This window comes from Bacillus zhangzhouensis (assembly GCF_000715205.1).
GTDB classification, from domain to species: Bacteria; Bacillota; Bacilli; order Bacillales; family Bacillaceae; genus Bacillus; species Bacillus zhangzhouensis.
On the sequence record NZ_JOTP01000002.1, the window covers coordinates 149,820 to 173,659 of the forward strand.

At 43.1% G+C, this 23,840-nt stretch carries 24 protein-coding genes; 2 read left to right on the plus strand and 22 right to left on the minus strand.

What is annotated here, in order from left to right; all coding sequences use genetic code 11:
• Nucleotides 1-233: 233 nt before the first annotated feature.
• Nucleotides 234-422, plus strand: coding sequence for a 50S ribosomal protein L28 (rpmB, locus tag BA70_RS02645; protein WP_003212514.1), 189 nt, complete (start codon nucleotides 234-236; stop codon nucleotides 420-422).
• Nucleotides 423-491: 69 nt separating this feature from the next.
• Here the strand turns inward: rpmB and spoVM are convergent, their stop codons facing one another.
• The 17 genes from spoVM to BA70_RS02730 all read right to left on the minus strand — a co-directional run bounded on the left by spoVM (nucleotide 492) and on the right by BA70_RS02730 (nucleotide 18,059).
• Nucleotides 492-572, minus strand: a complete 81-nt coding sequence (spoVM, locus tag BA70_RS02650) for a stage V sporulation protein SpoVM (RefSeq protein WP_008354550.1) — start codon at nucleotides 570-572, stop codon at nucleotides 492-494.
• 71 nt (nucleotides 573-643) lie between these two features.
• Nucleotides 644-1,288, minus strand: a complete 645-nt coding sequence (locus tag BA70_RS02655) for a thiamine diphosphokinase (protein WP_034317846.1) — start codon at nucleotides 1,286-1,288, stop codon at nucleotides 644-646.
• 60 nt (nucleotides 1,289-1,348) lie between these two features.
• Nucleotides 1,349-1,999 (minus strand): ribulose-phosphate 3-epimerase, encoded by a 651-nt coding sequence (rpe, locus tag BA70_RS02660; protein ID WP_034317849.1) that lies wholly within the window; start codon nucleotides 1,997-1,999, stop codon nucleotides 1,349-1,351.
• Between the two features lie 3 nt (nucleotides 2,000-2,002).
• Nucleotides 2,003-2,899, minus strand: coding sequence for a ribosome small subunit-dependent GTPase A (gene rsgA / locus BA70_RS02665; RefSeq protein ID WP_034317852.1), 897 nt, complete (start codon nucleotides 2,897-2,899; stop codon nucleotides 2,003-2,005).
• Nucleotides 2,900-2,911: 12 nt separating this feature from the next.
• A complete protein-coding gene (gene pknB / locus BA70_RS02670) occupies nucleotides 2,912-4,867 on the minus strand; it encodes a Stk1 family PASTA domain-containing Ser/Thr kinase (protein ID WP_034317854.1) in 1,956 nt (651 codons plus the stop codon).
• Nucleotides 4,861-5,631, minus strand: coding sequence for a Stp1/IreP family PP2C-type Ser/Thr phosphatase (locus BA70_RS02675; protein WP_034317857.1), 771 nt, complete (start codon nucleotides 5,629-5,631; stop codon nucleotides 4,861-4,863). Before BA70_RS02675 ends, pknB begins: the two co-directional genes overlap by 7 nt.
• Nucleotides 5,632-5,634: 3 nt before the next feature.
• Nucleotides 5,635-6,717 (minus strand): dual-specificity RNA methyltransferase RlmN, encoded by a 1,083-nt coding sequence (gene rlmN, locus BA70_RS02680; RefSeq protein WP_034317860.1) that lies wholly within the window; start codon nucleotides 6,715-6,717, stop codon nucleotides 5,635-5,637.
• Nucleotides 6,718-6,720: 3 nt separating this feature from the next.
• On the minus strand, nucleotides 6,721-8,064 hold the full coding sequence (rsmB, locus tag BA70_RS02685) for a 16S rRNA (cytosine(967)-C(5))-methyltransferase RsmB (RefSeq protein WP_034317863.1): 1,344 nt from the start codon (nucleotides 8,062-8,064) through the stop codon (nucleotides 6,721-6,723).
• On the minus strand, nucleotides 8,051-9,004 hold the full coding sequence (fmt, locus tag BA70_RS02690; RefSeq protein WP_034317866.1) for a methionyl-tRNA formyltransferase: 954 nt from the start codon (nucleotides 9,002-9,004) through the stop codon (nucleotides 8,051-8,053). Before fmt ends, rsmB begins: the two co-directional genes overlap by 14 nt.
• A gap of 5 nt (nucleotides 9,005-9,009) precedes the next feature.
• Nucleotides 9,010-9,492, minus strand: a complete 483-nt coding sequence (gene def / locus BA70_RS02695; RefSeq protein WP_034317869.1) for a peptide deformylase — start codon at nucleotides 9,490-9,492, stop codon at nucleotides 9,010-9,012.
• A gap of 15 nt (nucleotides 9,493-9,507) precedes the next feature.
• Nucleotides 9,508-11,916: a primosomal protein N' gene (gene priA / locus BA70_RS02700; RefSeq protein ID WP_034317872.1), complete on the minus strand. Its 2,409-nt coding sequence runs from the start codon at nucleotides 11,914-11,916 to the stop codon at nucleotides 9,508-9,510.
• Entirely contained in the window at nucleotides 11,913-13,130 is a 1,218-nt protein-coding gene (gene coaBC, locus BA70_RS02705; protein WP_034317874.1) for a bifunctional phosphopantothenoylcysteine decarboxylase/phosphopantothenate--cysteine ligase CoaBC, read from the minus strand. Before coaBC ends, priA begins: the two co-directional genes overlap by 4 nt.
• Before the next feature lie 117 nt (nucleotides 13,131-13,247).
• The gene (gene rpoZ, locus BA70_RS02710; RefSeq protein ID WP_003211647.1) at nucleotides 13,248-13,451 is read right to left on the minus strand and encodes a DNA-directed RNA polymerase subunit omega; all 204 of its coding nucleotides are present in this window, start codon (nucleotides 13,449-13,451) and stop codon (nucleotides 13,248-13,250) included.
• 3 nt (nucleotides 13,452-13,454) lie between these two features.
• A complete protein-coding gene (gene gmk, locus BA70_RS02715) occupies nucleotides 13,455-14,069 on the minus strand; it encodes a guanylate kinase (RefSeq protein WP_034317877.1) in 615 nt (204 codons plus the stop codon).
• 9 nt (nucleotides 14,070-14,078) lie between these two features.
• Nucleotides 14,079-14,348, minus strand: coding sequence for an extracellular matrix/biofilm regulator RemA (gene remA / locus BA70_RS02720; protein WP_008344898.1), 270 nt, complete (start codon nucleotides 14,346-14,348; stop codon nucleotides 14,079-14,081).
• 76 nt (nucleotides 14,349-14,424) lie between these two features.
• Complete coding sequence (locus tag BA70_RS02725; protein ID WP_034317880.1) at nucleotides 14,425-15,300, minus strand: YicC/YloC family endoribonuclease; 876 nt, start codon at nucleotides 15,298-15,300, stop codon at nucleotides 14,425-14,427.
• Nucleotides 15,301-15,383: 83 nt separating this feature from the next.
• A complete protein-coding gene (locus BA70_RS02730) occupies nucleotides 15,384-18,059 on the minus strand; it encodes a calcium-translocating P-type ATPase, SERCA-type (protein WP_034317883.1) in 2,676 nt (891 codons plus the stop codon).
• A gap of 165 nt (nucleotides 18,060-18,224) precedes the next feature.
• Between BA70_RS02730 and BA70_RS02735 the strand changes: the two genes are divergently transcribed.
• Nucleotides 18,225-19,934 (plus strand): Rqc2 family fibronectin-binding protein, encoded by a 1,710-nt coding sequence (locus BA70_RS02735; protein ID WP_034317886.1) that lies wholly within the window; start codon nucleotides 18,225-18,227, stop codon nucleotides 19,932-19,934.
• A 30-nt stretch (nucleotides 19,935-19,964) separates the two neighbouring features.
• Here the strand turns inward: BA70_RS02735 and BA70_RS02740 are convergent, their stop codons facing one another.
• The 5 genes from BA70_RS02740 to sat all read right to left on the minus strand — a co-directional run bounded on the left by BA70_RS02740 (nucleotide 19,965) and on the right by sat (nucleotide 23,838).
• Complete coding sequence (locus BA70_RS02740; protein WP_034317888.1) at nucleotides 19,965-20,468, minus strand: precorrin-2 dehydrogenase/sirohydrochlorin ferrochelatase family protein; 504 nt, start codon at nucleotides 20,466-20,468, stop codon at nucleotides 19,965-19,967.
• A complete protein-coding gene (locus tag BA70_RS02745; RefSeq protein WP_034317890.1) occupies nucleotides 20,449-21,234 on the minus strand; it encodes a sirohydrochlorin chelatase in 786 nt (261 codons plus the stop codon). Before BA70_RS02745 ends, BA70_RS02740 begins: the two co-directional genes overlap by 20 nt.
• 75 nt (nucleotides 21,235-21,309) lie before the next feature.
• Nucleotides 21,310-22,065: a uroporphyrinogen-III C-methyltransferase gene (gene cobA / locus BA70_RS02750; RefSeq protein WP_034317893.1), complete on the minus strand. Its 756-nt coding sequence runs from the start codon at nucleotides 22,063-22,065 to the stop codon at nucleotides 21,310-21,312.
• Between the two features lie 28 nt (nucleotides 22,066-22,093).
• Nucleotides 22,094-22,687, minus strand: a complete 594-nt coding sequence (gene cysC, locus BA70_RS02755) for an adenylyl-sulfate kinase (protein WP_034317896.1) — start codon at nucleotides 22,685-22,687, stop codon at nucleotides 22,094-22,096.
• Between the two features lie 14 nt (nucleotides 22,688-22,701).
• Nucleotides 22,702-23,838, minus strand: a complete 1,137-nt coding sequence (gene sat, locus BA70_RS02760) for a sulfate adenylyltransferase (protein ID WP_034317899.1) — start codon at nucleotides 23,836-23,838, stop codon at nucleotides 22,702-22,704.
• Between the last annotated feature and the right edge of the window lie 2 nt (nucleotides 23,839-23,840).

The following is a 23,840-nucleotide window of genomic DNA, read 5'->3' on the forward strand; positions in this document are numbered from 1 at the left end:
ACTATTTTACTATAAGACCCTTCTTTTTAAAAGAAATCATTCAATCCGACCCAATCCTACTTATACTATAGCCTTGATTTTTTATCAAGATGTCAAGGTATTTTTCTTGAAAGAGGCGTAAACAATCCTTGCAAACCCCTTGAAGCTGTGGTAAATTATTAAAGTATCTTGAGGCATCTCTAAGAACGTATATGAAGAATATGATGATGTTTTCGCAGTTAGGAGGGAAACAAATGGCACGTAAATGCGTTATTACAGGCAGAAAAACAAAAGCTGGGAACAACCGTTCTCACGCAATGAACTCTACAAAACGTACTTGGGGCGCGAACCTTCAAAAAGTTCGTATTCTAGTGGACGGTAAGCCTAAAAGAGTATATGTATCAGCTCGAGCTTTGAAATCTGGTAAAGTTGAGCGTGTATAAGCAAGAGTAAACGCCTGCTACAGTTAATTGTAGCAGGCGTTTTTATGTGGAAATAAAGGAGATTACTCATTAATCTTTCTTAAATGAACCAAGCATCGCACGGACAATGCCCCCAAGAAATCTAGGCAGTTTGATTGTATAAAATTTCATTTTGTCCCCCTCCTAAAAGTACCGCTTGCAGCACAATTGAGCTTAATCAGCCATCCACATTGATAGGTTGGTCAATCTTTGCTTCTTACCATTATTAATATGCCTTCATGAAAAGAAAAAGTACCATTTGAGTGGATGAGTTCGTTACTAATACATAGTGTGGAACCAGGCTCAATATGACAATTTTTCAGTGGATATTTGAAACCTTTTAATGTCAGCTTTTCAATCGGTGTACCAAAGGGGAGAAACGACACGTATTTTTTGTCCAAGTCTTGTTTTATTTCGTATGTACCAGGTCCAAACATTTGAATGATATTTTGCTTGTCCACGAGTATGATGTTCTGCTTGTGCTGAATGCCTTTGTATAGGAGATGGATATTTCCTAGAAAATGATCGGCTCTTCCGCCTGTTATGCCGTATATTTGAATCTGTTCTGGGTGCTGACGCAAGGCCCAGTTAAGCGCGAGCTCTAAATCGGTTTCATCTTTTTCTGCCTGAAATACATTCAGAGCAGGCAATTTCTTTTTTAGCTCGCGAAGCTCTTCTTCTGTCACACTATCAAAATCACCAAATGCTTTGGCAGGAATAATGCCATGGTCTAGTAAAAATAGGGTTCCTCGGTCTACGCCAACCCAGAGAATGTCATCCTTAGATGCTTCACGTTCAAGGGGCGGGATATATTCAACAGGACCGCCGGCTATGATATGTATGTGCATGATATGCGCTCCTCTCCATTTAAAAAGAACCAAAGATCACAATGCCTTTGGTTCCTTTCTTTACGCTTCGCGAATCGCCTGAATGGCTGCTGAGCGGTTGTCTTTACCGTATACCGCTGAGCCGGCTACAAGTAAATTAGCGCCTGCTTCTTTGCAGCTCTTTGCTGTTTCTACATTGACACCGCCGTCTATTTCAATGAGTAAATCGGTTAAGCCCTTTTGTTCACTAAGTGTCTTTAGTTCTTTTACCTTAGTGAGGACAGATGGAATAAATGCCTGTCCACCAAAACCAGGATTCACCGTCATGAATAACACAAGGTCCACATCCTCTAATACATGCTCAATTTGAGAAATGGGAGTGTGTGGGTTCAGGACGACGCCTGCTTTTACGCCTTGCTCCTTCATGTGCTGTATGGTTCTGTGCAAGTGCGGACATGCTTCCACATGGACAGAAATGATGTCAGCGCCTGCTTTTGCGAATGCAGGGATATACCGGTCTGGATGTTCAATCATTAAATGAACATCCAGCGGAAGATGTGTATGCGGCCTGATCGCTTCAACTACATTCGGTCCAAATGTGATATTCGGTACGAAATGGCCGTCCATGACATCGATATGAATATAATCCGCTCCACCTTTTTCCACATCACGGATATCTTTCTCCAAATTAGCAAAATCTGCTGATAAAATGGAAGGGGCAATATAAACCATGATTTAGTACCTCGGCTTTCTGTCTTTGATTTCAGCTAAAAACTCTAAATAATGCTGATAGCGATACTTTCTGATTTGCTCATGTTCTACCGCATCTTTTACCGCACAGCCAGGCTCTTTCACGTGTAAACATCCTCTAAACTTACAATCAGCACTCCGCTCTCTGATTTCTAAAAAGTACAGACCTAAATCTTCCGCTTCGATGCCTGTAAATTCGAGTGAGCTAAAGCCAGGTGTATCTGCAATGAGTCCTTCAGCTATACGAATGAGTTCCACATGTCTTGTCGTATGTTTCCCCCTGCCAAGATGGGATGAAATATCATTTGTTTTCAGCGCTAAATCAGGGCTCATCGCATTTAAAAGTGAGGACTTACCTACACCAGACTGACCTGCAAATACAGTCATTTTATGATGAAAGTGTGGGGTTAGTTTTTCAATTCCGTCCCCCTCGATTGTAGATGTTAAATGAACGTCATATCCAATTTGCCTGTAGTCCTCTGCATATGCTTGAATGGTTTTGCGTTCTTGCTCTGTTTTCAGCAAGTCAATTTTTGTGATGCAGATGATCGGCTCTATCTGATTGGCTTCAACAAGCACTAAAAATCTGTCTAAAAGCGATGTGCTAAAGGTTGGCTCTGTCGCTGAGAAAACAAGCACCGCTTGATCGACATTACTGATAGGCGGCCGAACAAGTTCGTTTGTTCGCTCTTTTACTTCCAATACGTAGCCTTCCTTATCATTGTCTGCTTGATAAACGACATAATCTCCAACAAGAGGTGTTATTTTGTTTTTTCGAAAAATGCCTCTCGCTCTGCACTGAATCACTTTTCCACTTTCTCGAGACTCATCCAGTACATAATAAAACCCGCTTAATGCTTTAATAATTTTGCCCTCAGGCATAAAGTCCCTCCTTTATTCATCATCAGGGTATTCGATCGTTTTGGAGCTCACTACTTTATCATCAACCGTCACCTGATAATATCCTTTTTGACCTGGTTCAATCTTAAACTTAATGGTTCGTTCGGTTGGGGCAGTGATTTTAAAGGTTTCATATAAATCAGAAATGCTATGCTCTGCATCATCAATGGAAATTTGGACATTCATTTCTTGCCCTTCCGTTTCTGGTTCATATGGGATCGCAATCTTTTCAGTTACTGTTTTGGCCGGTTTTTTCTTCGGTCCAAGAGAGAATGTGATTTTGACCGTATCACCTGGCTTGACAGCAGTTCCCGCTCCTGGTTCCTGCTTCATGACCTCACCTTTTGGCACATCATCAGAATACGCTTCTTTTTCATCGAGCTTTAAACCATTATCCTCTAAATAATTCGATGCTGCCTGTTTACTATACGTCGTTAAATCCCGTAATGTAATATCGGCAGGGCCTATGCTGACTGTCAAAGTCACTTCTTCATCTGCTGCGACAAGCTCTGTATTCGCTGAAGGTTTCTGTTCCATGACAAGCCCTGATTCGGTGTCATTATCATTCACTTCCTCCACGACGACCTGCTTAAACCCTTTTTTCTCTAATAATTCTTTTGCTTTCTCGACCTTTTCGCCTGTTACATCAGGTAATTCGGTCTTTTCTTTGCCTGTACTTTGGTAAAGCTGAATCTCTGTTCCTTCTTTTACCTTTGTGCCGATTTTCGGATCTGTTTTGACAACAAGTCCTTTTTCAATTTTCTCATCAGCGATATCAATTGGTTCAGAAGCGATGGTAAATCCAGCTTTCTTCAAGGTGTCTTCTGCTTTTTCAACCGTCATGCCCGATACATCTGTGACCTCAACATCTTTTGGAAAGAGTAACCCTGGAAACACAGTGATGGCTAAAATCGTCGCGGCTGTCAGAATGAATAAGATCGATGCCACAACCCAAGGCCATTTTTTTCGTTTCTTTTTCGGTTTTTGTTTCTTTTTTTTCTTCGGTTTTTGAGCAGGATGGACGGCTGTTTTTTCATTGTCTTGACCGACTTGATGATCTTGGATGATTGGGATGGCTTTCGTTGCTTCATGATCTTCTTCAATGACAAAGCGTTTTTCTTTTAGTCTTGCAGGGTCGAAGGCTGTTTTTAAGTCTTTTTGCATTTCAGATGCATCTTCAAATCGATAAAATGGATCTTTGGCCATCGCCTTTAAAATGATGTTTTCCACGCTTTGTGGAACAGAAGGATTCCATCTTCTCACAGATGGGGGTTCTGATTGCAAATGCTTCAGCGCGACACTAACCGCTGATTCCCCCTCAAACGGCATGCGTCCTGAGATAAGTTCATAGAGCACAATTCCAAGTGAATAGATGTCTGACTTTTTTGTTGCAAGACCTCCGCGTGCTTGTTCTGGAGACAAATAGTGCACGGAACCTAGGACTGAATTTGTATGGGTAATGGTCGCTGAGCTGAGTGCCATGGCAATTCCAAAATCAGTGACTTTGATATTCCCCATGTTGTCTATTAATATATTGTGAGGCTTAATGTCCCGGTGGACGAGCTGTTTCGCATGGGCTTCTTCCATCGCCGCAACGACTTGCTCCATAATGCGAATGGCTTCTTTCGGATGAAGCGGTCCATTGGCATGTATGTATTCCTTCAGCGTCATTCCCTCGACATATTCCATGACAATATAATAAATGTCATCTTCTTCTCCTACATCGTAGATGCTGACAATGTTCGGATGATCTAAGCTTGCTGCTGATTGTGCTTCTCGACGGAACCGTCTAATAAAATCATCATCGCTTGCAAAGTCAAACCGTAAAATTTTAATCGCTACTTCGCGATCTAAAATCATATCCTCCGCCAAATAAACGTTTGCCATTCCGCCTCCGCCTATGACGCGAAGAATCTGATAACGGCCGCTGATCCTTTTTCCGATCAACACTTGCTGTCACCCTCCTCTGTTTTGGAGGAGATTTCTAACAGTACTGCTGTAATGTTATCTTCACCGCCGTTGTCATTCGCTGTTTGAATTAACGCTGTTACTTTTTCATCCGGTGCGGTCGTTTGCGTTAAGATATGAATCAAATTCTCTTCTTCTACTTTATTCGATAATCCATCTGAGCAAAGCAGGATTTGATCTCCTGGATCAACTTCAAAGGTGCGTGCATCGATTTGAACGTGTTTATCTGTTCCTAATGCCTTCGTGAGCACATTTTTTCTTGGATGATATTCTGCATCCGCTTTTGAAATCTCACCTGTTTTCACAAGCTCATTGACAAGCGAGTGGTCATCCGTTAATTGGGTGAGTGCTCCTTCTCTTAGTAAGTAGCAGCGGCTGTCTCCAATATGGGCAATTGTGACCGTTTGCAAATGAACGAGCGCACAAACAATGGTCGTCCCCATTCCTTGGCACTCCTCATTGTTTCTCGCATGTTCATATACTTGGTCATTAATTTCACTAATTTTTGAGATTAACCAGCTTTCTTGCTCGGCTGGTTTATTTGGAATTGAAGATGTTGCTTCCCAGTATTCTTTTAAAGAAGAAACTGCCATCTTGCTGGCCACATCACCAGCAAGATGACCTCCCATTCCATCTGCTACAACAGCTAGAAGGGTGTCTTCTTTTGCTTCAAAAATACCTGCATCATCTTCATTATGCTGACGGACTTTTCCTGTGTCGGTTAGAAAGGCTGCCCTTATCAACATTCGTCACCTCGTCTCTTCCTGACGCTCCTTCGCTCTTAGCTGACCGCAAGCAGCATCAATGTCATGGCCTTGCTCTCGTCTAATCGTTACGTTTACGCCTTTTTCTTTCAGCGTTTTTTCAAATAGGAAGATTTGTTCTCTTGGTGTTCTCACATAATCTCTCTCTGGGACATAGTTCACCGGAATGAGGTTCACGTGGCATTTGATTCCTTTTAATAAATCAGCAAGTTCTTCCGCGTGATGAACTTGATCATTGACTCCGCCAAACAGGCCGTATTCAAAGCTGACACGTCTACCCGTTTTTTGAATGTAGTATTCAATGGCTTCCATTAATTTTGGCAGCTTATATGCCTTATTGATCGGCATCAAGCGGCTTCTAATTTCTGTATTTGGTGCATGCAATGACACGGCAAAGTTGATTTGCATTTGCTCATCAGCAAATTGATAGATCTTTGGAATGATCCCGCTTGTTGAGACAGTAATATGACGCGCGCCAATATTTAGGCCATTGTCATGGTTGATGATTTTTAGGAATGCCAGCATTTCTTCAAAGTTATCAAACGGTTCACCGATACCCATGATGACAACAGAGCTAACTCTCTCATCCGTTTCATCAAGCGCCTGCTGCACTTTCAATACTTGGGCAACGATTTCACCTGCTTCAAGGTTTCGCTTCAAGCCGCCAAGTGTCGATGCACAGAATGTACAGCCAATTCTACAGCCGACCTGCGTGGTCACACACACAGAGTTGCCGTACTCGTGACGCATGAGCACTGTTTCAATTGTATAGCCATCATGTAATTCAAATAAAAACTTGATCGTTCCATCTTGAGATGTTTGTTTGATCACTGTTTTTAATGTGGTGATTGCAAATTGATCCTTCAATTTTTCTCTTAATTCCTTTGAAAGGTTAGACATTTCGTCAAAGGATGTCACACGTTTTTCATAAAGCCATTCAAAAATTTGGGCTGCACGGAAAGGCTTTTCACCTTGTTCTTTTAACCATTCTTTGATTTCGTGAAGCTCAAATGAGTAGATCGACGGCATGTCCGTTTTCAGTTCTTTTCTTACTTTTTGTTCTGTCATTTTTTATCCCTTCTTTCTCATGCTGCAAATAAAGAAACCATCTGTTCCGAAATAATGAGGAAGAATTTGCACACTTCCGTTTTGAACAAACGGAGCAACCTGCTCAGGCAGCCGTTCATTAAGAGATAGATCGGGTTCGAAGTCTTGGTGTTCTTGTAAAAACGCATGAATCACTTGTTGATTTTCTGTTGGATCCATTGTACATGTACTATATACAAGGGTTCCGCCCGGCTTTAGAAGCGAGGCTGTTTCGTTCAAGATGGCCTGCTGAATTATCGCAAGCCTTGCTGAGTCTTCTTGTGACTTAGTATATTTCATATCTGGTTTTCGTCTAATGACGCCAAAACCAGAACACGGTGCATCAATCAGAATACGGTCAAACGAAGCTTCGCTATAATAGTCTGCTGCTTTCCTTGCATCAAGTGCTTTTGCCTCAATGTGAGTAAGGTGCAGACGCTTTGCTGCTTGGTTAATGAGTTTCACTTTGTGTTCATGTAAATCAAGTGAAACAATGTTCCCCTCATCGTTCATTCGCTCTGCAATATGTGTTGATTTGCCGCCAGGAGCCGCGCAGGCATCAAGCACCGTTTCTCCCGGCTGAGGGTTTAGTGCTCTTGCGACAAGCATTGAACTTTCATCTTGAATGGTCACAAAGCCTTCTTGAAAAGAAGGAGTTGATACGATGGATCCTTTCATGAGCTTCAGTGCATCCTCAGATAAGTCGCCAAGCTCTGTTTCAATACCGGCATCCATCAGTTCATTCTGTAAGGCTATGCGATCGGTTTTCATTCGATTGACACGAAGAGTTTGCTTTGGCGGCACTAAATGAATGCGGCACATGCTTTCAGCTGCTTCAAAGCCATACGCCTCAACCCATTCCTCTACAAGCCATAGTGGGTGGCTTGTCTCAATCGAGAGCCTTTTTACAGGATCTTTGATTGCATCAAATGCCGGAACGCCTTCTCTTTGTACCGAACGAAGTACGCCGTTCACAAGTGAAGATATGCCTTTATGCCCGCGCGTTTTCGTTAGCTCGACTGCTTCATGAATGGCTGCACGATCTGGAATTTTTTCAAGGTAGACCATTTGATAAAGAGACATACGCAAAAGCTGCATGACCCACGGGGCCACCTTTTGCGGTTTTTTCACAAAGGGCGCCAGCATGTAATCTAGTGCCAGCTTATTTTGCAGTGTACCGTACACAAGCTCTGTTAACAGTGGTTTGTCCTGATCTGCCAGATCCTTATCTTTCATGACTGACTGCAAAAGCAAATTACTGTAAGCTTGGTTTTGTTCGAGTTTGATTAAAGCGTCCAGCGCTACTTCTCTCACATTACTTTTCTTCATTCATTAACCCTAATTTCTGTCCAATTTCGATATTTGCGCCTCTTAAGAAGTCTTCGCCGGTCATTTTTTTCTTTCCAGCCGGCTGCACACTTGTTAATAAAAGGCCTTGCTGATTGCCAGTTCCAATGACCGGTCCTTCTTTTTGAAGCTCAATCACTTTCCCAGGTTCTTCTTGCGCTTGAAGCGGAACTTTTTTCGCTTCCCAAACTTTTAAATGAGCGCCGTTCCATTCAGTATAGGCAACTGGCCATGGATTTAAGCCGCGTATTTGGTTGTAAAGCTCTTCTCCGGTTTTTGTCCAGTCTACCCTTTCTTGTTCCCGCTTAATATTAGGTGCGTAGGTTGCTGCCTCTTCATTTTGCGGAATTGGAGAGATGGACCGGTTCAGCACATTTGGAACAGTAGCTTTTAGCAATGCGGCGCCTGCTATGCTTAATTTATCATGCAATGTCCCAACGTTGTCTAATTCATCAATTTCTACTTCTACTTTACTAATCATGTCACCTGCATCGAGTCTTTCAACCATGTACATGATGGTCACACCTGTTTTCTTTTTGCCTTGCAGGATCGCATAATGGATCGGCGCCCCGCCTCTTAGCTCTGGTAGCAAAGAAGCATGAACATTGATACAGCCAAATTCAGGTTCATCTAGTAACCTTTTTGGTAAAATTTGTCCAAATGCTGCTGTTACAATTAAATCTGGCTTTAATGCAAGCACTTTATCGATTTCTTCATCAAGGCGCACTTTTTCAGGCTGCAAAACAGGGATACCATGCTTTAAGGCTTCCACTTTCACAGGAGGCGGCGTGAGCACTCGTTTTCTGCCTTTCGGGCGATCCGGCTGCGTGACGACCCCTACGACTTCGTATCCTTCTGTTATCAGTGTTTGCAGCACAGGTACTGAGAAATCAGGGGTTCCCATAAATACAATACGTGCCATTTTCTTCACCCTTCCATTTCCACAAGTTCTTTTTCTGTATAGGTTTGAATGATTTTCGACGTAAATAATATGCCGTCTAAATGATCAATTTCGTGCAATAAGGCTCTTGCTAAAAATCCTTCTGCTTCTATTGTAAATGGTTTGCCTTTCTTATCAAAGGCTTTCACCTTCACATGATTGGGTCTTTCTACAGTGCCGTATAAAGATGGAAAGCTCAAGCAGCCTTCAATGTCAGTCTGGCTTCCTTTTACTTCAAGAACCTCGGGATTCACTAAATCAATTCTGCCAGATTCTTCCCCTATATCTACAACGGCAATTCTTTTTGAAATACCGATTTGCGGTGCTGCTAGTCCGACTCCATCTAGCTCAAGCATTGTATCATACATGTCATCGAGCAGTTTTTTGAGCTTTTTATCGAACGTATCAACAGGCTCTGCCTTTTGTTCAAGCACTTCTGCCGGATGTATGACTATTGGTTTTATTGCCACTTAAAGCCCTCCGTTTTACATCATCATATATGGATTCATATCTATTGAAATCATCAACTGTTTTTGTTCCATTTCTTTTTGATAATGATCTTGTATTTTCCGTAGTAAACTTGCCAGTTCATTTTCCCTTTTGTATTTTATCACGCATTGATATCGATATCTATCTTTGATCTTAGCGATCGGTGATGCAGCTGGACCAAGGATTCTTGTATTCGGTGCACAGTTCATTTTCAGAAACTGGACAATTTGATCCGCGACATGCGCTGCCTTCGTCACTTCTTCATGTGATACAGTCACCATGGCCAAAAAGTAAAATGGCGGATAGGACTGATGACGACGATGCAGCATCTCCTGCTCATAAAAGGCTTTATAGTCATGCTGCTTGGTTAATTCAATACTATAGTGAGAAGGCGTATACGATTGAATAATGACTGAGCCCGTTTTTTCATGGCGCCCTGCCCGGCCGCTGACTTGCGTGAGAAGTTGAAATGTTTTTTCACTTGAACGAAAATCAGGGATATGAAGGGACGTGTCCGCACTCAGTACACCGACAAGTGTGACGTCTGGAAAGTCTAAGCCTTTTGCGATCATCTGCGTACCGAGTAGAATATCCGCTTCTTTGTTGCCAAATGAGGTGAGAAGTTTTTCATGAGCGCCTTTTCGAGAGGTTGTATCTACATCCATTCGGATCACCCTCGCCTCAGGCAAAACCTTTGTGAGCTCTTCTTCTACTCGCTGCGTACCTGTACCAAAATAACGAATATGCTCACTGTGGCATTCTGGACATTCAACAGGTACCGGGGCTTCGTGACCGCAATAGTGACACTTCAGCCGTTTTTGATAACGGTGATAGGTAAGAGAAATCTCGCAATGAGGACATTGCTCCACATATCCGCAATCACGGCACATCACAAAGGATGAATAGCCTCTTTTATTCAGAAATAAGACGGCTTGTTCTTTCCTTTCAAGCACTTCTTTTAACCTGAGCATTAATTCTTCTGAGAACATAGACCGGTTGCCATTCCTTAATTCTTCCCTCATATCAATTAACGAGACGTGCGGCATCTGCTGCTGGTTCACGCGTTGCTTTAGCGTCAGCAATGTATACACACCTTTTTTCGCACGCGCATAGGACTCAAGGGAAGGTGTCGCACTGCCTAATACGACTGGACATTGGTGCCGTCTTGCTCGTTCAATTGCGACGTCCTTGGCATGATAACGGGGCATCTCTTCTTGTTTGTAGGAAGATTCATGCTCTTCATCTATGATAATCATTCCTAGATTTTCAAATGGAGCGAAAACAGCGGACCTTGCTCCCACGACAAGCTTGACTTCCTTGCGGTGAATTTTCCGCCACTCATCATATTTTTCCCCTGTCGATAATCCGCTATGAAGAACAGCCACACTTGAGCCAAATCGTTCTTTAAACCGCTGAACCATTTGAGGGGTTAATGAGATTTCAGGAACAAGAACGATCGCTTCTTTTCCCTTTTGAAGTACATGGTCAATGGTCTGCAAATAAATCTCCGTTTTCCCGCTTCCTGTCACCCCGTGCAGCAGAAAGGTTTCGTGCTGTTCATCACTCACTGCTTGATGAATGTGTTTCGCTGCTTCTGCTTGTTCTGTCGTGAGATCGAGGGAATCAGATGGTTTAAACTCCCTGTCTGCATAAGGATCTCGATAGATCTCTTCATAGCTTTCTGTTAACAGCCCTTCTTGAATAAAGGTTTTAAGCGTTTGAGAACTAGCGCCTGTTTGCAGCTGTAAGTCTTTCGCTAAAAAAGTGGTCTCACTCGCTTGAAGCAAAAAGGAGAGCAATGCCTTTTGTTTCACCGCATTTTTCTTTAGCTGCTGCTGCTTTTCTTCAAGTTTTTCTTTCGAAACGACGACCTGAAGCATGCGTACCTTTTTCTTTCCAGATTTTTGAGAGACATGATATCTCACCTCTAGATGACCTTTTTGGACATGCTTTTGAATGTACTTCAGTTGTTCAGGCGGGATGTCAGCGTAAAGTATGCTTTCTTGCTGACCGAAAAGCTCTTTCAATGACTGCGGAAGTTCTTCATCTGATAACACCTGAATTTCTTTTTCATATTTGGCCTTCATGGCTGCAGGGAGCATGGATTGCAGAGCCGTAATATGATAGGACAATGTTTTTTCCGTCAGCCAGTGGGAAAGCTCCATTAGCTCATCTGTCAGAACAGGTGATAAATCAAATAAATCCACAATGTCCTTGATGTTTCCTGTCTTTACGTCTGTTACATCTTTGACTTTTGTCACAAACCCTTGAATTTTCCTCGGGCCAAAGGGAACGACCACCCTCATCCCCGCTTTGACGAGATCTTTGAACCGATCAGGTACACGGTAATCAAATGGCCGATCAATGGCTTTCGTTGTGACATCCACTATGACTTCAGCAATCATGCTCGATCACGCTCTTTTGGCAACAGCTGTTTTGCCTCCTTTAAGATTTCAAAAGCGAGGTCTTTTTTGCTCATCATCGGCAGCTCTTTTTTTGTTCCGTCTGCTTTGATAATCGCTGCCACATTTGTGTCTGTGCCAAAGCCTGCACCCTCTTTTGTTACATTGTTGGCAACAATCATATCTAGATGCTTGGATTCGATTTTCTTTTTCGCATAATATTCTACATCCTGCGTTTCAGCAGCAAAACCGACAAGCACTTGATGCTCTTTTCTTTTCCCCAGCTCTTTTAAAATATCTTTTGTCCGCGTGAATTCAATTTCCAGTGCGCCATCTTGCTTTTTCATTTTATGAGGATATGTCGTGACAGGGGTGTAATCGGCAACAGCTGCTGATTTAATGACAAGGTCTGCCTCCCCGTACACATCTAAAGCAGCCTGATACATGTCCTCTGCCGATTCAACGTGTACCACGTCTACATGGTCAGGCGCAGTCAAAGAAACAGGGCCCGAAATAAGCGTGACATCAGCCCCCATTTGCTGGGCAGCTTCTGCAATGGCATAGCCCATTTTCCCAGTAGAACGATTTGTAAAGAAACGAACAGGATCGATCACTTCTCGTGTAGGACCTGCTGTCACCACAACTTTTTTACCAGAAAGCGGCAAGCTTTTTGGCTCCTCGAAAAACGCACGAATGTGTTCAATAATTTTTTCAGGCTCCTCTAAACGCCCTTTTCCAATGTAGCCACAAGCTAAATAACCTTCACTTGGCTCAATAAACCGGTATCCATCTTCATATAATGTACGAATGTTCCGCTTCACAGCTGGGTGATCATACATATGCACATTCATAGCCGGTGCGATCCATACAGGAGCTGTTGAAGCAAGCAAGGTGGTTGTGAGCATATCATCTGCAAGTCCTGCAGCCATTTTACCAATCGTATGTGCTGTTGCAGGAGCAACGAGAATGAGATCGGCCCAGTCAGCTACATCAATATGCGCAATGACTCTTGGATTGTTCTCTTTAAATGTATCCACATAAACCTCTTGTCGAGATAGGGCTTGGAAGGTAAGCGGAGACACAAACTCACGAGCAGATTCCGTCATAATCACTCTTACATTTGCGCCCGCCTGTACGAGTTTACTAGTAAGTGCAGCTGCTTTATATACGGCGATTCCTCCGCTGACGCCGAGCAAAATATTTTTTGACTGTAACATTTGTTTGTCCCCCTTAACGGCCTTTTTCACAAATTCGTCTACAATTCAAAAAAGTCAAAACCAATCATAGTTTTGACTTTTTTGAACGTATCGTATCTGCATTGCAGAAGCGATGTGTTATTCTTGATCTTCTTTTTCAAATGTCAAAAGACCAGCGTCGATTTCTTCAAGTGCTTTTCCTACAAATTTGTAAGACTTTGTGTTTTCGATTTGCTGATCTTGATGGATCTGCATTTCACGTGCACGGCGTGCAGACACTGTCACAAGTGTATATTTTGAATCAAGTTTGTTCATCAATGAGTCAATTGAAGGATCTAACATCGTTTATTCTACCCCCAGCATTTTTTTATATCTTGGTGCGACTCTGTCTCTTCGCAGGTGCTCTGCAAGGACGATCGCTTTGATTCTTTCGCAAGCAAGCTCGACATCATCATTTTCAACGACATAGTCGTAAGCATCCATCATTTCAATCTCTTCTTTTGCAGCGGCCATTCGATTTCGAATGAGTTCCTCAGATTCTGTACCGCGAGTAATGATGCGGTTTTGAAGTTCTGAAAGACTAGGCGGTGCAAGGAAAATAAAAAGACCTTCCGGGAAAGCTTCTCTTACTTGAAGTGCACCTTGCACTTCGATTTCAAGGAAAACATCTTTTCCTTCGCTCAGTGTCTGTTCTACATAGTCAACAGGTGTGCCGTAGTAATTCCCGACATATTCTGCCCATTCTAACAGCTTTTTGTTTTCAATCATATCTTCAAATTCTTCCCTGGTTTTAAAGAAATAATCGACACCATTTCTTTCACCTTCACGCGGTTTGCGTGTCGTAACAGAAATAGAGTATTCAAATTTCGTATCTTCCTGGGAGAAAATGGCTTGTCTGACCGTTCCTTTTCCAACTCCCGAAGGTCCAGAGAGAACGATTAAAAGTCCTCTTTCTTTCATAATGGCGTATTACCCCTGCCCTTCATCTATGATTTCTTCTTTTACAGAAAGTCTTTGCGCGACAGTCTCAGGCTGAACGGCAGATAAGATGACATGGTCACTGTCCATAATGACAACAGCACGGGTTCTTCTTCCGTATGTAGCATCTATGAGCATGCCTCGATCTCTTGCGTCTTGTATCATTCGTTTAATCGGTGCTGATTCCGGACTGACGATCGAAATCATCCGATTCGCTGAAATGATGTTTCCAAATCCGATATTGATCAACTTTATGGTCATCTTCTTTCGTCCCCCTGTAATATAAACGTCTCTAGTCTCGCCGAAAGAGACGCACTGTAAACAGCATACACAATGACTATTCTATATTTTGCACTTGTTCTTTTATTTTTTCAATAGCACTTTTCATTTCGACCACCAGCTTTGTTAAATGGTGATGGTTCGCTTTTGATCCAATGGTGTTCACTTCACGGTTGAGCTCCTGTACAAGAAAGTCAAGTTTTCGGCCGGCAGCCCCGCCTTGCGTCAAGATTTGCTGAAATTGCTGAAAATGACTTTTTAATCTTGTGATCTCTTCTGTAATGTCAGAGCGATCAGCAAAGATGGCAGCCTCTGTCGTCAATCTACTTTCGTCAAGCGCCTCTCCGATCCATTCTTGCAATCTTTGATTCAATCGTTCTTTGTACTGACTCACAACCTCTGGTGCAAAGACTTTTATTTCTTCTGTATAGGCCTCTAGTTCAGAGAGCCTCAGTTCACAGTCTTTTTGTAGTGATGTCCCTTCTTGCTCTCTCATGAAGCAAAGCTCCTTGACAGCAGCCTCACAAGCGTCTACCAGCAAATGCTCTAGCTGCTCATTTCGGCTGACCGACTCTTCTACCTGAACCGCATGCTCCAGCCCAAGTAAGTCATGTGCATGCTGAATGCCTGAAATGTGATAACGTTCCTCGAGGTCTTTTGAGGCTTTCATGTATTCATCAAGCAGCGGCCAGTCGATCTGTAAAGACCGGCTTGCTAATTTGCCACCTTCAATCGTGACAAACAGCTCTATTCTACCGCGCTGCACGTGACGAAGAATGATTTTTTTTAATGTATCTTCAAAATATAAAAGCGGCCTCGGCAAACGGGCATGAACCTCTTTAAAACGGTGATTGACTGATTTTAGCTCAATTGACACTGTCAGTTCTCCATCCGTTTTACTCGCTTGGCCGAATCCCGTCATACTGCGTATCATGTCAAAACACCCAATTCTTTCATATTAATAAAATGAAAAAGGTAATAGCAGACACTATTACCTCAAAATTATACCATAACGAATTATTTTTTTCTTGTCAAAAGTGATCCTGCCAGTAAAAAAGTTGGCAGTGCGGACATACCGATGATCAGTAGCCAATCAATTGGTGCAATTGCCACTGTTTTGAAAATCGGCTGAAGCGGCGGATAATAAATGACCACAAACATCAGAAGAAGTGATGATAAAACAGCACCGATTAAATAGAAATTCCCAAATGGATTACGTTCAAAAATAGACCGTTCACTGCGGCAGTCAAATACATGAATGAGCTGCGCCAAAACAAGCGTACTAAATGCGACAGTCTGTGCATATTGCAGTTCGTTTGGATCGCGGTGATACACAAACATAAATGCTAACAGAGTGGCAAGCCCAATGAGGAATCCCCTTGATATGACCTTCCAGCCAAGCCCCCTAGCAAATATGCCCTCTTTCATGTTCCGCGGCTTCCTCTTCATGACATCGCCTTCTGGCTTATCCATCCCAAGTGCCATAGCTGGGAGTCCATCTGTCACAAGGTTTACCCATAAAATTTGAATAGGAACGAGTGGGAGCGGAAGCGCAAGGAGCATCGCAAACAGCATGACCAAAATTTCTCCAACATTTGATGCGAGCAAATAGCGGACAAATTTGCGAATGTTTTCGTAAATATTCCGGCCCTCTTTAATAGCGGATTTAATGGTCGCAAAGTTGTCATCAAGTAAAATAAGGGAGGATGCTTCTTTTGCTACGTCTGTTCCTGTGATGCCCATGGCTATTCCGATATCTGCTTGTTTAATTGCGGGCGCATCATTGACCCCATCACCTGTCATCGCCACAATATGGCCATTTTTTTGATAGGCCTTCACAATTCTCAGCTTATGTTCCGGGGATACCCGGGCAAAGACGTATACATTTTCAACCATTTGCTCAAGCTCTTTGTCACTCAGCTGGTCCAACGCTTTCCCGTCAAGTACCTTTCCTTGCTTCGGTAAAAGACTCAAGTCTTTTGCGATGGCTTTGGCTGTTTCCACGTGATCCCCTGTAATCATCACAGTTTTAATGCCAGCATCCCTGCACTCTTTAATCGCTCGCCTGACTTCAGGACGAGGTGGATCAATCATGCCCTCTAATCCGATAAATGTAAGATCGGTTTCGGCCTGCTGAACAGATGTGATTTTTTCTGTCAAACCGACTTTTTTATACGCAATCGCAATGGTTCTAAGCGCTTGTCTTGCTAGGCCTTGAATCGCAGCTTCTGTTTCCTGTCGATGAGTTGTTGAAAATGAGGCTGTGCGTCCGCCGTGCATGATATGACTTGAACGGTCCATCAGTACATCTGGCGCACCTTTTGCAATGACATACCGCTCTCTTTGATTCGTTTCGACAACGACTGACATCATTTTTCTTTCTGAGTCAAAAGGAAACTCCTCTACGACGTGAAACCCAGTTTCTATGAATTGCTCTGTAAAGCCTGCTTTACGTGCTGCGGTTAAAAGTGCTCCCTCTGTCGGATCTCCATCAAGCCTCATCTCCCCATCTTTTTCAACAATGGTCGATGTATTACAAAGCGCACCATATAATAAAACCTTTTGCAGGCTTGGATGTTTGTCAACATGGACAAGTTCTCCATTTAAGGTGAAATCACCAGACGGCTCATAGCCCGTACCAGAAATATTCCACGTTTTCCCCTCTGCCCACACATGTGTTACCGTCATTTTATTTTGCGTCATTGTCCCTGTTTTATCTGAGCAAATGATCGACGCGCAGCCGAGCGTTTCCACCGCTGGGAGCTTTCTGACAATTGATTTTTGTTTGATCATCCGCTGCACACCTAAGGAAAGTGCGACCGTTACAATCGCCGGCAGTCCTTCTGGAATCGCAGCAACAGCAAGAGATACACCCGCTAGGAACATATGATACAAATCATGTCCTTGTACCACGCCAAGAACAACAACGAGTACAGTTAAGAATAAAGCAGCAACAATCAGGATTTTCCCCAGCTGTTCGAGACGTCTTTGCAGCGGTGTTTCCATATTACCTGCAGCATCCAGCATGCCGGCAATTTGTCCCATGGCTGTATTCATTCCTGTCCCGATGACAACCCCAACACCGCTTCCTCTAGTGACAAGCGTCCCCATAAAGGCCATGTTCGTCAAATCTCCTAGCGAGACATGGTCTCGTGAAAGTGGGCTTGCATGTTTGACCGCTGGGATGGACTCACCAGTGAGAGCTGACTCTTCGATCTCTAAACTCTTTGTTTCTAGTAATCTAATATCCGCCCCAATCCGGTCTCCACTCGAAAACTTCACAATATCCCCTGGTACGAGGTGCTTAGACGGGATCTTGACCCACTCATTGTTTCTCCTTGCATACACATGAGGAGTCGATAATTCCTTTAGCGCTTGAAGGGATTTTTCCGCCCGGCGTTCTTGATAAAAGCCGAGTACACCATTAATCAGAACAATCGCTACAATCGCCACAGCATCAATGTATTCTCCTAAAAAGGCAGAAATAATCGTTGCCGCAAGCAAAATTAAGACCATAAAGTCTTTAAATTGCGCTAAAAAGATGATGAAAGCCGACGCCTTTTTCCCTTCCTGCAATTCATTTGGCCCGTGTTTTTCAAGCCGCTTTTGCACATCTTTTTCTGACAGTCCGTCACCTATCGATGTATTCATTGTTTTTAATAAATCGGTTTGGTTCAGTTCATGCCAATTCATTTGACCTCGTCCACTCCTCTTTTGTTCTCTCTCATATGCAGTGTTCTATAAGCCAGTTTATTCAGACTCGTCCTAAATCATGCTATAATAATATGACTGCCTAAAGAACGAGAAAATGTAAGGTTCTTTCAGTAGATTTGTGTGAAAGAAGAGGGTGTATCCAACATGTCATTTGACGGCATTTTTACATACGGTATGACAAATGAATTGCAAGAAACATTAACCGGCGGGAGAATTTCCAAAATACATCAGCCATATAAGCACGAGCTGATTTTTCATATCCGGTCAAACGGGAAGAATCATAAGCTCCTTTTATCGGCTCATCCGAGCTATGCGAGAGTGCAGCTCACTGAGCATCATTATGACAATCCAAGCGAACCCCCAATGTTTTGTATGCTCCTCAGAAAGCATCTTGAGGGCGGATTTATTGAACGTTTCGAACAGGTTGGATTTGATCGGGTCATTGTGCTCCATGTGCGAAGCCGAAATGAAATTGGCGATGAACAAACGCGGAAGCTCTATATCGAAATCATGGGACGGCACAGTAATTTGATTCTTGTAGAGGACGAAACGCAGCAGATCATCGATGGACTAAAACATCTTTCTCCATCTGTGAACAGCTATCGAACGGTGCTGCCAGGTCATGAATATCTTTTGCCGCCTGCACAGCAAAAATTGAATCCATTTGAAGTGACGAAGGATGATATTTTAAAGCATTTGCGCTTTCAAGAAGGAAAAATCACGAATCAAATTGTCGATACATTCTCCGGGGTTTCCCCGCTGTTTGCAAAGGAAGCTGTTCACAGGGCCGGTCTTGCCAACCAGGCAACGATCCCAAATACATTACTTGACATGTTCCAGCTCATTCGGACGCATTCTTTTACACCGCAGGTCACAAGAAAAGACGGCAAAGAGTATTTCTATTTATTAGAACTCCAGCATGTAAATGGCGAAATGAAGACGTTCGATTCTCTCAGCCAGCTGCTTGACCGCTTTTATTTTGGAAAAGCTGAAAGGGATAGAGTAAAACAACAGGCGGCTGACCTTGAACGGTTTGTCGCGAATGAAAAGAAGAAAAATGAAAACAAGCTGAAAAAACTAAAAAGAACCCTTGAAGAATCTCAAGATGCGCATAAATATCAGCTCTATGGTGAATTGTTAACAGCCAATTTATATGCCATAAAAAAAGGGGATAAAGAAGCGACTGTCATCAATTATTACGATGAAGAAGGCGGAGAAATGACGATCCCGCTAAAAACAAACAAAACCCCTTCTGAAAATGCGCAGGCGTATTTTACAAAATATCAAAAGGCGAAAAATGCAGTTGAGGCTGTGAATGAACAAATCAAGCGAACACATGAAGAAATTAATTATTTTGAAGAGCTGACCCAGCAACTGTCCTCGGCCTCGCCAAAAGATTTAGAGGAAATGAGAGAAGAGCTTGTTGAAGGGAAATATTTGCGCGCCAAACAAAAGCGTCACGCCAAAAAGAAAAAACCGGCGGCCATCCAGCTTGAATCGTATGAATCTTCTCAAGGCATTCCCATTATAGTCGGGAAAAATAACAAACAAAACGAGTATTTGACCACAAAGGCTGCTGCTCGTGATGACATTTGGCTGCACACAAAGGATATTCCTGGGTCACATGTCGTCATACGTCATCAAACACCAGATGAACAAACATTGCATGAAGCGGCTCAAATTGCTGCCTACTTCTCTAAAGCAAAAGAATCCAGCTCCGTGCCTGTCGATTATACGAAAATCCGTCATGTGAAAAAACCAAACGGAGCAAAGCCGGGCTTTGTTACGTATGATCAGCAGCAAACATTATTTGTGACGCCTGATGAAGATGTTGTCTTAAAGCTACGAAAATAAAAAGAGCCGATAAAATCCTTACATGAGATTTTATCGGCTTTTTCTTTGTCGTTTTTTTCTTTCTATATAGAGGGCTTCAAGTGCGTCTACATCTTCTTTTTCAAGCAAGGTCTCGATTGCCGCAGCCAGCTGTTTTGTCCGGGCTGGGCTTGCGCCGCTCGTCGATACTGAAATCGTCACTTTCCCTGCTTTGACAACCTTTGGCATAATCACATTGCCTAGCTCTGATTGGCTCACACAGTTGACAAGCTGATGCGGCAGCGCTGTTTGCGCAATCCATTCGTTCACCGAAGGGTCGTTTGTTGCAGCAACAATGAAAAATGCATCCTCCAAATCTTCAGCGCTCACCTTCTTTTCCTTCCAATTCAGCTCATATGTATCAATCAGATGGGCCATTTCATCACTAATGTCAGGACTCACGACGGTTATGCGGCAAGGCTCCATGCATAGCGCACTCGCCCTTCTTGCCGCTACCAGTCCGCCGCCGGCGATGAGCACTTGTTTATTCGTTAGATCAAGATGGACTGGAAGCATGGCTTTCTCCTTGAAAACGGAACGCATCCTCTTTGTTTAAAATGGTTTCTTGCACGCGTTCAATATAAGCGGCTTTCACATGCGGATGAAAGCCAATATACCGGCATACTCGTACATCCTGAAGTCGCTCTCTCGCCTGAACGGCCTCGCTTTCAATCTCTTTCATTAAAATGCCCGTAAACAATAGGTAAGGAACGATATACACAGGCGTATCGTCATCTGCTGTTATCTGCGCAAGAACATCTCGGTAATTTGGCTCACATGCCGTAATAAAACATGGAAGAACCTCTGCATGAGGGAGCAGGCTTCGAACATCGCCCGCAATGCCAAACACATCTCGCTTCACATCTGGATCAGAGCTTCCGCGGCCAATCAAAAGAATCCGTGCTCTCTCGCCTTGATATCCAGCTTCTTCAATCCTTGCGACAACAGCTTTCGTAACTTCTTGATTCACCCCGATTGGTTTTCCGTATGTCACTTTCACTTGCGGGTAACGTTCTTGTACTTTTTCAATCTCGACTGGGATATCTGATTTTGCATGCATGGCAGTTAAAAGGAGGAGCGGGACGATCGCAATGTGTGTTGCTCCTTTTTTCACACAAGTCTCAAATCCTTCTTCTATAGAAGGGTCCGTCAACTCTAAAAAACAAATTTCTTGTATATCCGCTTCTACTAACGGCATACAGCTTTTCATAAAAGAAATGGCTTTATCTTGTGCTTCTTTTACCCTGCTTCCATGCCCAACATAAAGTACAGCTTGTTTCATTTGGCTCCTCCCTCTCACCCTGTTTTGATCAGACGAAAAGACACGATGTATGTACGTGTCTTTTCTCTTTCGTTCTCATTTCTCGATTAATGCGGGTTCAAACCAGTTCAGCTTTTGATGAAAATGAACCACATCCCCTACAACAATTAAACTTGGATGCTCGATTCCTTCTTTTTCAACGGTTTCAGACAGCGTCGCCACAGTGCAGCAAGTCGTCTTTTGCCTCGTAGTGGTTCCCCAGTGAATAAACGCAGCTGGTGTTTCAGGGTTCCGCCCATTTTTCAAAAGAAGCCGCTGCACTCTTTCCACGTTTTTGACGCCCATGTATATGACAAGAGTATCAATTCCCGTTGCCAGCGCCTCCCACTTTTCTTCAAAATGTTCATCCTTTTGATAATGTCCTGTGACAAAAGCGACATTTGAGCTGAATTCACGGTGCGTCACCGGAATGCCCGCATAAGTAGCCGCTGCAATACCAGAGGTAATCCCAGGGACGACCTCATACGGAATCCCGTGCTCAGCTAAGCATTCAATTTCTTCACCGCCGCGGCCAAATACAAAGGGATCGCCGCCTTTCAGACGAACGACAACGTTCCCTTTCTTTGCATGAGTCACAAGCGCTTCATTGATGGCTTCCTGTCTCATCGTATGATGATTTGGCAGCTTGCCGCAATAGATCAATTCCGCCTCCGGTTTGGCGTGGGCGAGAATCTCTTGATTGACGAGACGATCATATAAAATGACATCTGCCTGCTGTATTGCCTTATGGGCCTTCAATGTAATTAAGTCTGGATCACCCGGTCCGGCACCAACAATGTATACTTTCCCCATCGTGCTTTCTCCCCCTGCCATCAGCCGATTATTTCGCTCTTCCCTTTACATAATCAACGAGGCGCTGTTTGGACTCCTCGCGAGACAATTCACCTGTATCTAGGACAAGCTCAGGCGCAGCTGGCTCTTCATACGGTGAATCAATTCCAGTGAAAAATGGAATTTCGCCGTTTCTGGCTTTTTTATATAATCCTTTTGGATCACGTTCTTCACACACGTTCAGATCACATTTCACAAACACTTCGTGAAATTCCCCATCTTCGACTAACTGTCTGACAATTTGGCGATCCTCTTGAAACGGAGAAATAAAAGCTGTGATGACAATGGTCCCTTGCTCAACAAATAATTTCGCCACTTCTCCGATGCGCCGGATATTTTCTTTTCTGTCGTCATCTGAAAACCCTAAATCTTTATTGAGTCCATGTCGTACGTTGTCTCCATCAAGGACTGTGACTTGGTAGCCTTGTTCAAACAGCTCTCTAGCCGCTGCATTTGCGATCGTTGATTTACCTGATCCACTAAGACCTGTGAGCCAGATGATGCCGCTTGTATGATTGTTTTTCTGTTGATATTCTTTTTTTGTAATAGATGAATCATGCCACACGATATGTTCGTTGCTCATGTCATACCCTCCCTTTAAGATACCGTCGTTTTTAATCCTTCGATTAATGTTTCAATGACTTCTTTTCGGCTGAACGTACTTGGTGGTAATTCACCGTTTCTCAGCATCGTTCGAACCTTTGTACCTGAAAGAATGACATGCTCACTTTTATCGTGCGGACATGTTTTTGGTGTTGCCATCGCTTCACATGTATTGCAGTAGAAGCTGTGTTCAAATTTTAACGGAGTGATGCCAATTTCTTCACTTGTAAATTGATCAAATAACTCCTGCGCCTCGTATGTGCCGTAATAATCACCAACACCTGCATGATCTCTTCCGACAATAAAATGTGTGCAGCCATAATTTTTGCGAACAAGCGCATGAAATATCGCTTCCTTTGGTCCAGCATAACGCATTGCAGCAGGAAAAACACCTAAAAAGACGCGATCTTTTGGATAATAACCGTTCAATAATACTTGGTAGCTTTTCATTCTCACATCTGCTGGAATATCATCAGATTTTGTTTCACCAACAAGTGGATTTAAAAATAAACCATCAACTGTTTCCAGTGCTGTCTTTTGAATATATTCATGGGCACGGTGAACGGGGTTTCTCGTTTGGAAACCAACAATTGTTTTCCATCCATTTTCTTTAAAATGTTTTCTTGTTTCTTCTGGCTCATACGTAAATTGAGGGAACGGTTTTTCGCTTCGTTTCGTCAGTGTAATTTTACCACCAATATACGTGTCACCGCGTTCAAATAATTTTTTCACGCCTGGATGATCGCGGTCATCTGTTTTATACACATTCACAGCTTCTTTTTCCTTATCTGGTGTGTATTGATCCTCTACTTCAATAATCCCGTATACTGTTCCATTGTACGATAGACGCACTATATCACCTTGATTGATCTCAGCTGCCTTTTCCTTTGTGACTGGCAGCGTAATAGGAAGAGACCAAACGACACCACTTGCTAGTCGCATACTGCTCACAACTGCTTCATAATCAGCTTTTGTTAAAAACCCTTCAATTGGACTATATCCACCAATTGCGATGAGTTCAAGGTCTGCAAAGGAGATCGCATCTAGTTCGATTTCCTTCGCAGCCGTGCTAAGATCATATTCTTCATTTACTCGATTAATTAATACGCCACCATGTGGTGTTAAACTCATTT

Bases quoted from the DNA above. Each gene is read 5' to 3' on its own strand.
- priA (WP_034317872.1), bottom strand. From the start codon at position 11,916: ATGATTGCTGAAGTCATAGTGGATGTCACAACGAAAGCCATTGATCGG.
- rsgA (WP_034317852.1), bottom strand. From the start codon at position 2,899: ATGCCTGAGGGCAAAATTATTAAAGCATTAAGCGGGTTTTATTATGTA.
- sat (WP_034317899.1), bottom strand. From the start codon at position 23,838: ATGAGTTTAACACCACATGGTGGCGTATTAATTAATCGAGTAAATGAA.
- cobA (WP_034317893.1), bottom strand. From the start codon at position 22,065: ATGGGGAAAGTATACATTGTTGGTGCCGGACCGGGTGATCCAGACTTA.
- BA70_RS02655 (WP_034317846.1), bottom strand. From the start codon at position 1,288: ATGCACATACATATCATAGCCGGCGGTCCTGTTGAATATATCCCGCCC.
- gmk (WP_034317877.1), bottom strand. From the start codon at position 14,069: ATGAAAGAAAGAGGACTTTTAATCGTTCTCTCTGGACCTTCGGGAGTT.
- remA (WP_008344898.1), bottom strand. From the start codon at position 14,348: ATGACCATAAAGTTGATCAATATCGGATTTGGAAACATCATTTCAGCG.
- rlmN (WP_034317860.1), bottom strand. From the start codon at position 6,717: ATGACAGAACAAAAAGTAAGAAAAGAACTGAAAACGGACATGCCGTCG.
- fmt (WP_034317866.1), bottom strand. From the start codon at position 9,004: ATGGCACGTATTGTATTTATGGGAACCCCTGATTTCTCAGTACCTGTG.
- rsmB (WP_034317863.1), bottom strand. From the start codon at position 8,064: ATGAAGAAAAGTAATGTGAGAGAAGTAGCGCTGGACGCTTTAATCAAA.
- coaBC (WP_034317874.1), bottom strand. From the start codon at position 13,130: ATGTTACAGTCAAAAAATATTTTGCTCGGCGTCAGCGGAGGAATCGCC.
- BA70_RS02735 (WP_034317886.1), top strand. From the start codon at position 18,225: ATGTCATTTGACGGCATTTTTACATACGGTATGACAAATGAATTGCAA.
- BA70_RS02740 (WP_034317888.1), bottom strand. From the start codon at position 20,468: ATGCTTCCAGTCCATCTTGATCTAACGAATAAACAAGTGCTCATCGCC.
- spoVM (WP_008354550.1), bottom strand. From the start codon at position 572: ATGAAATTTTATACAATCAAACTGCCTAGATTTCTTGGGGGCATTGTC.
- BA70_RS02745 (WP_034317890.1), bottom strand. From the start codon at position 21,234: ATGAAACAAGCTGTACTTTATGTTGGGCATGGAAGCAGGGTAAAAGAA.
- rpoZ (WP_003211647.1), bottom strand. From the start codon at position 13,451: ATGTTAGATCCTTCAATTGACTCATTGATGAACAAACTTGATTCAAAA.
- rpe (WP_034317849.1), bottom strand. From the start codon at position 1,999: ATGGTTTATATTGCCCCTTCCATTTTATCAGCAGATTTTGCTAATTTG.
- rpmB (WP_003212514.1), top strand. From the start codon at position 234: ATGGCACGTAAATGCGTTATTACAGGCAGAAAAACAAAAGCTGGGAAC.
- BA70_RS02730 (WP_034317883.1), bottom strand. From the start codon at position 18,059: ATGAATTGGCATGAACTGAACCAAACCGATTTATTAAAAACAATGAAT.
- BA70_RS02725 (WP_034317880.1), bottom strand. From the start codon at position 15,300: ATGATACGCAGTATGACGGGATTCGGCCAAGCGAGTAAAACGGATGGA.
- cysC (WP_034317896.1), bottom strand. From the start codon at position 22,687: ATGAGCAACGAACATATCGTGTGGCATGATTCATCTATTACAAAAAAA.
- BA70_RS02675 (WP_034317857.1), bottom strand. From the start codon at position 5,631: ATGTTGATAAGGGCAGCCTTTCTAACCGACACAGGAAAAGTCCGTCAG.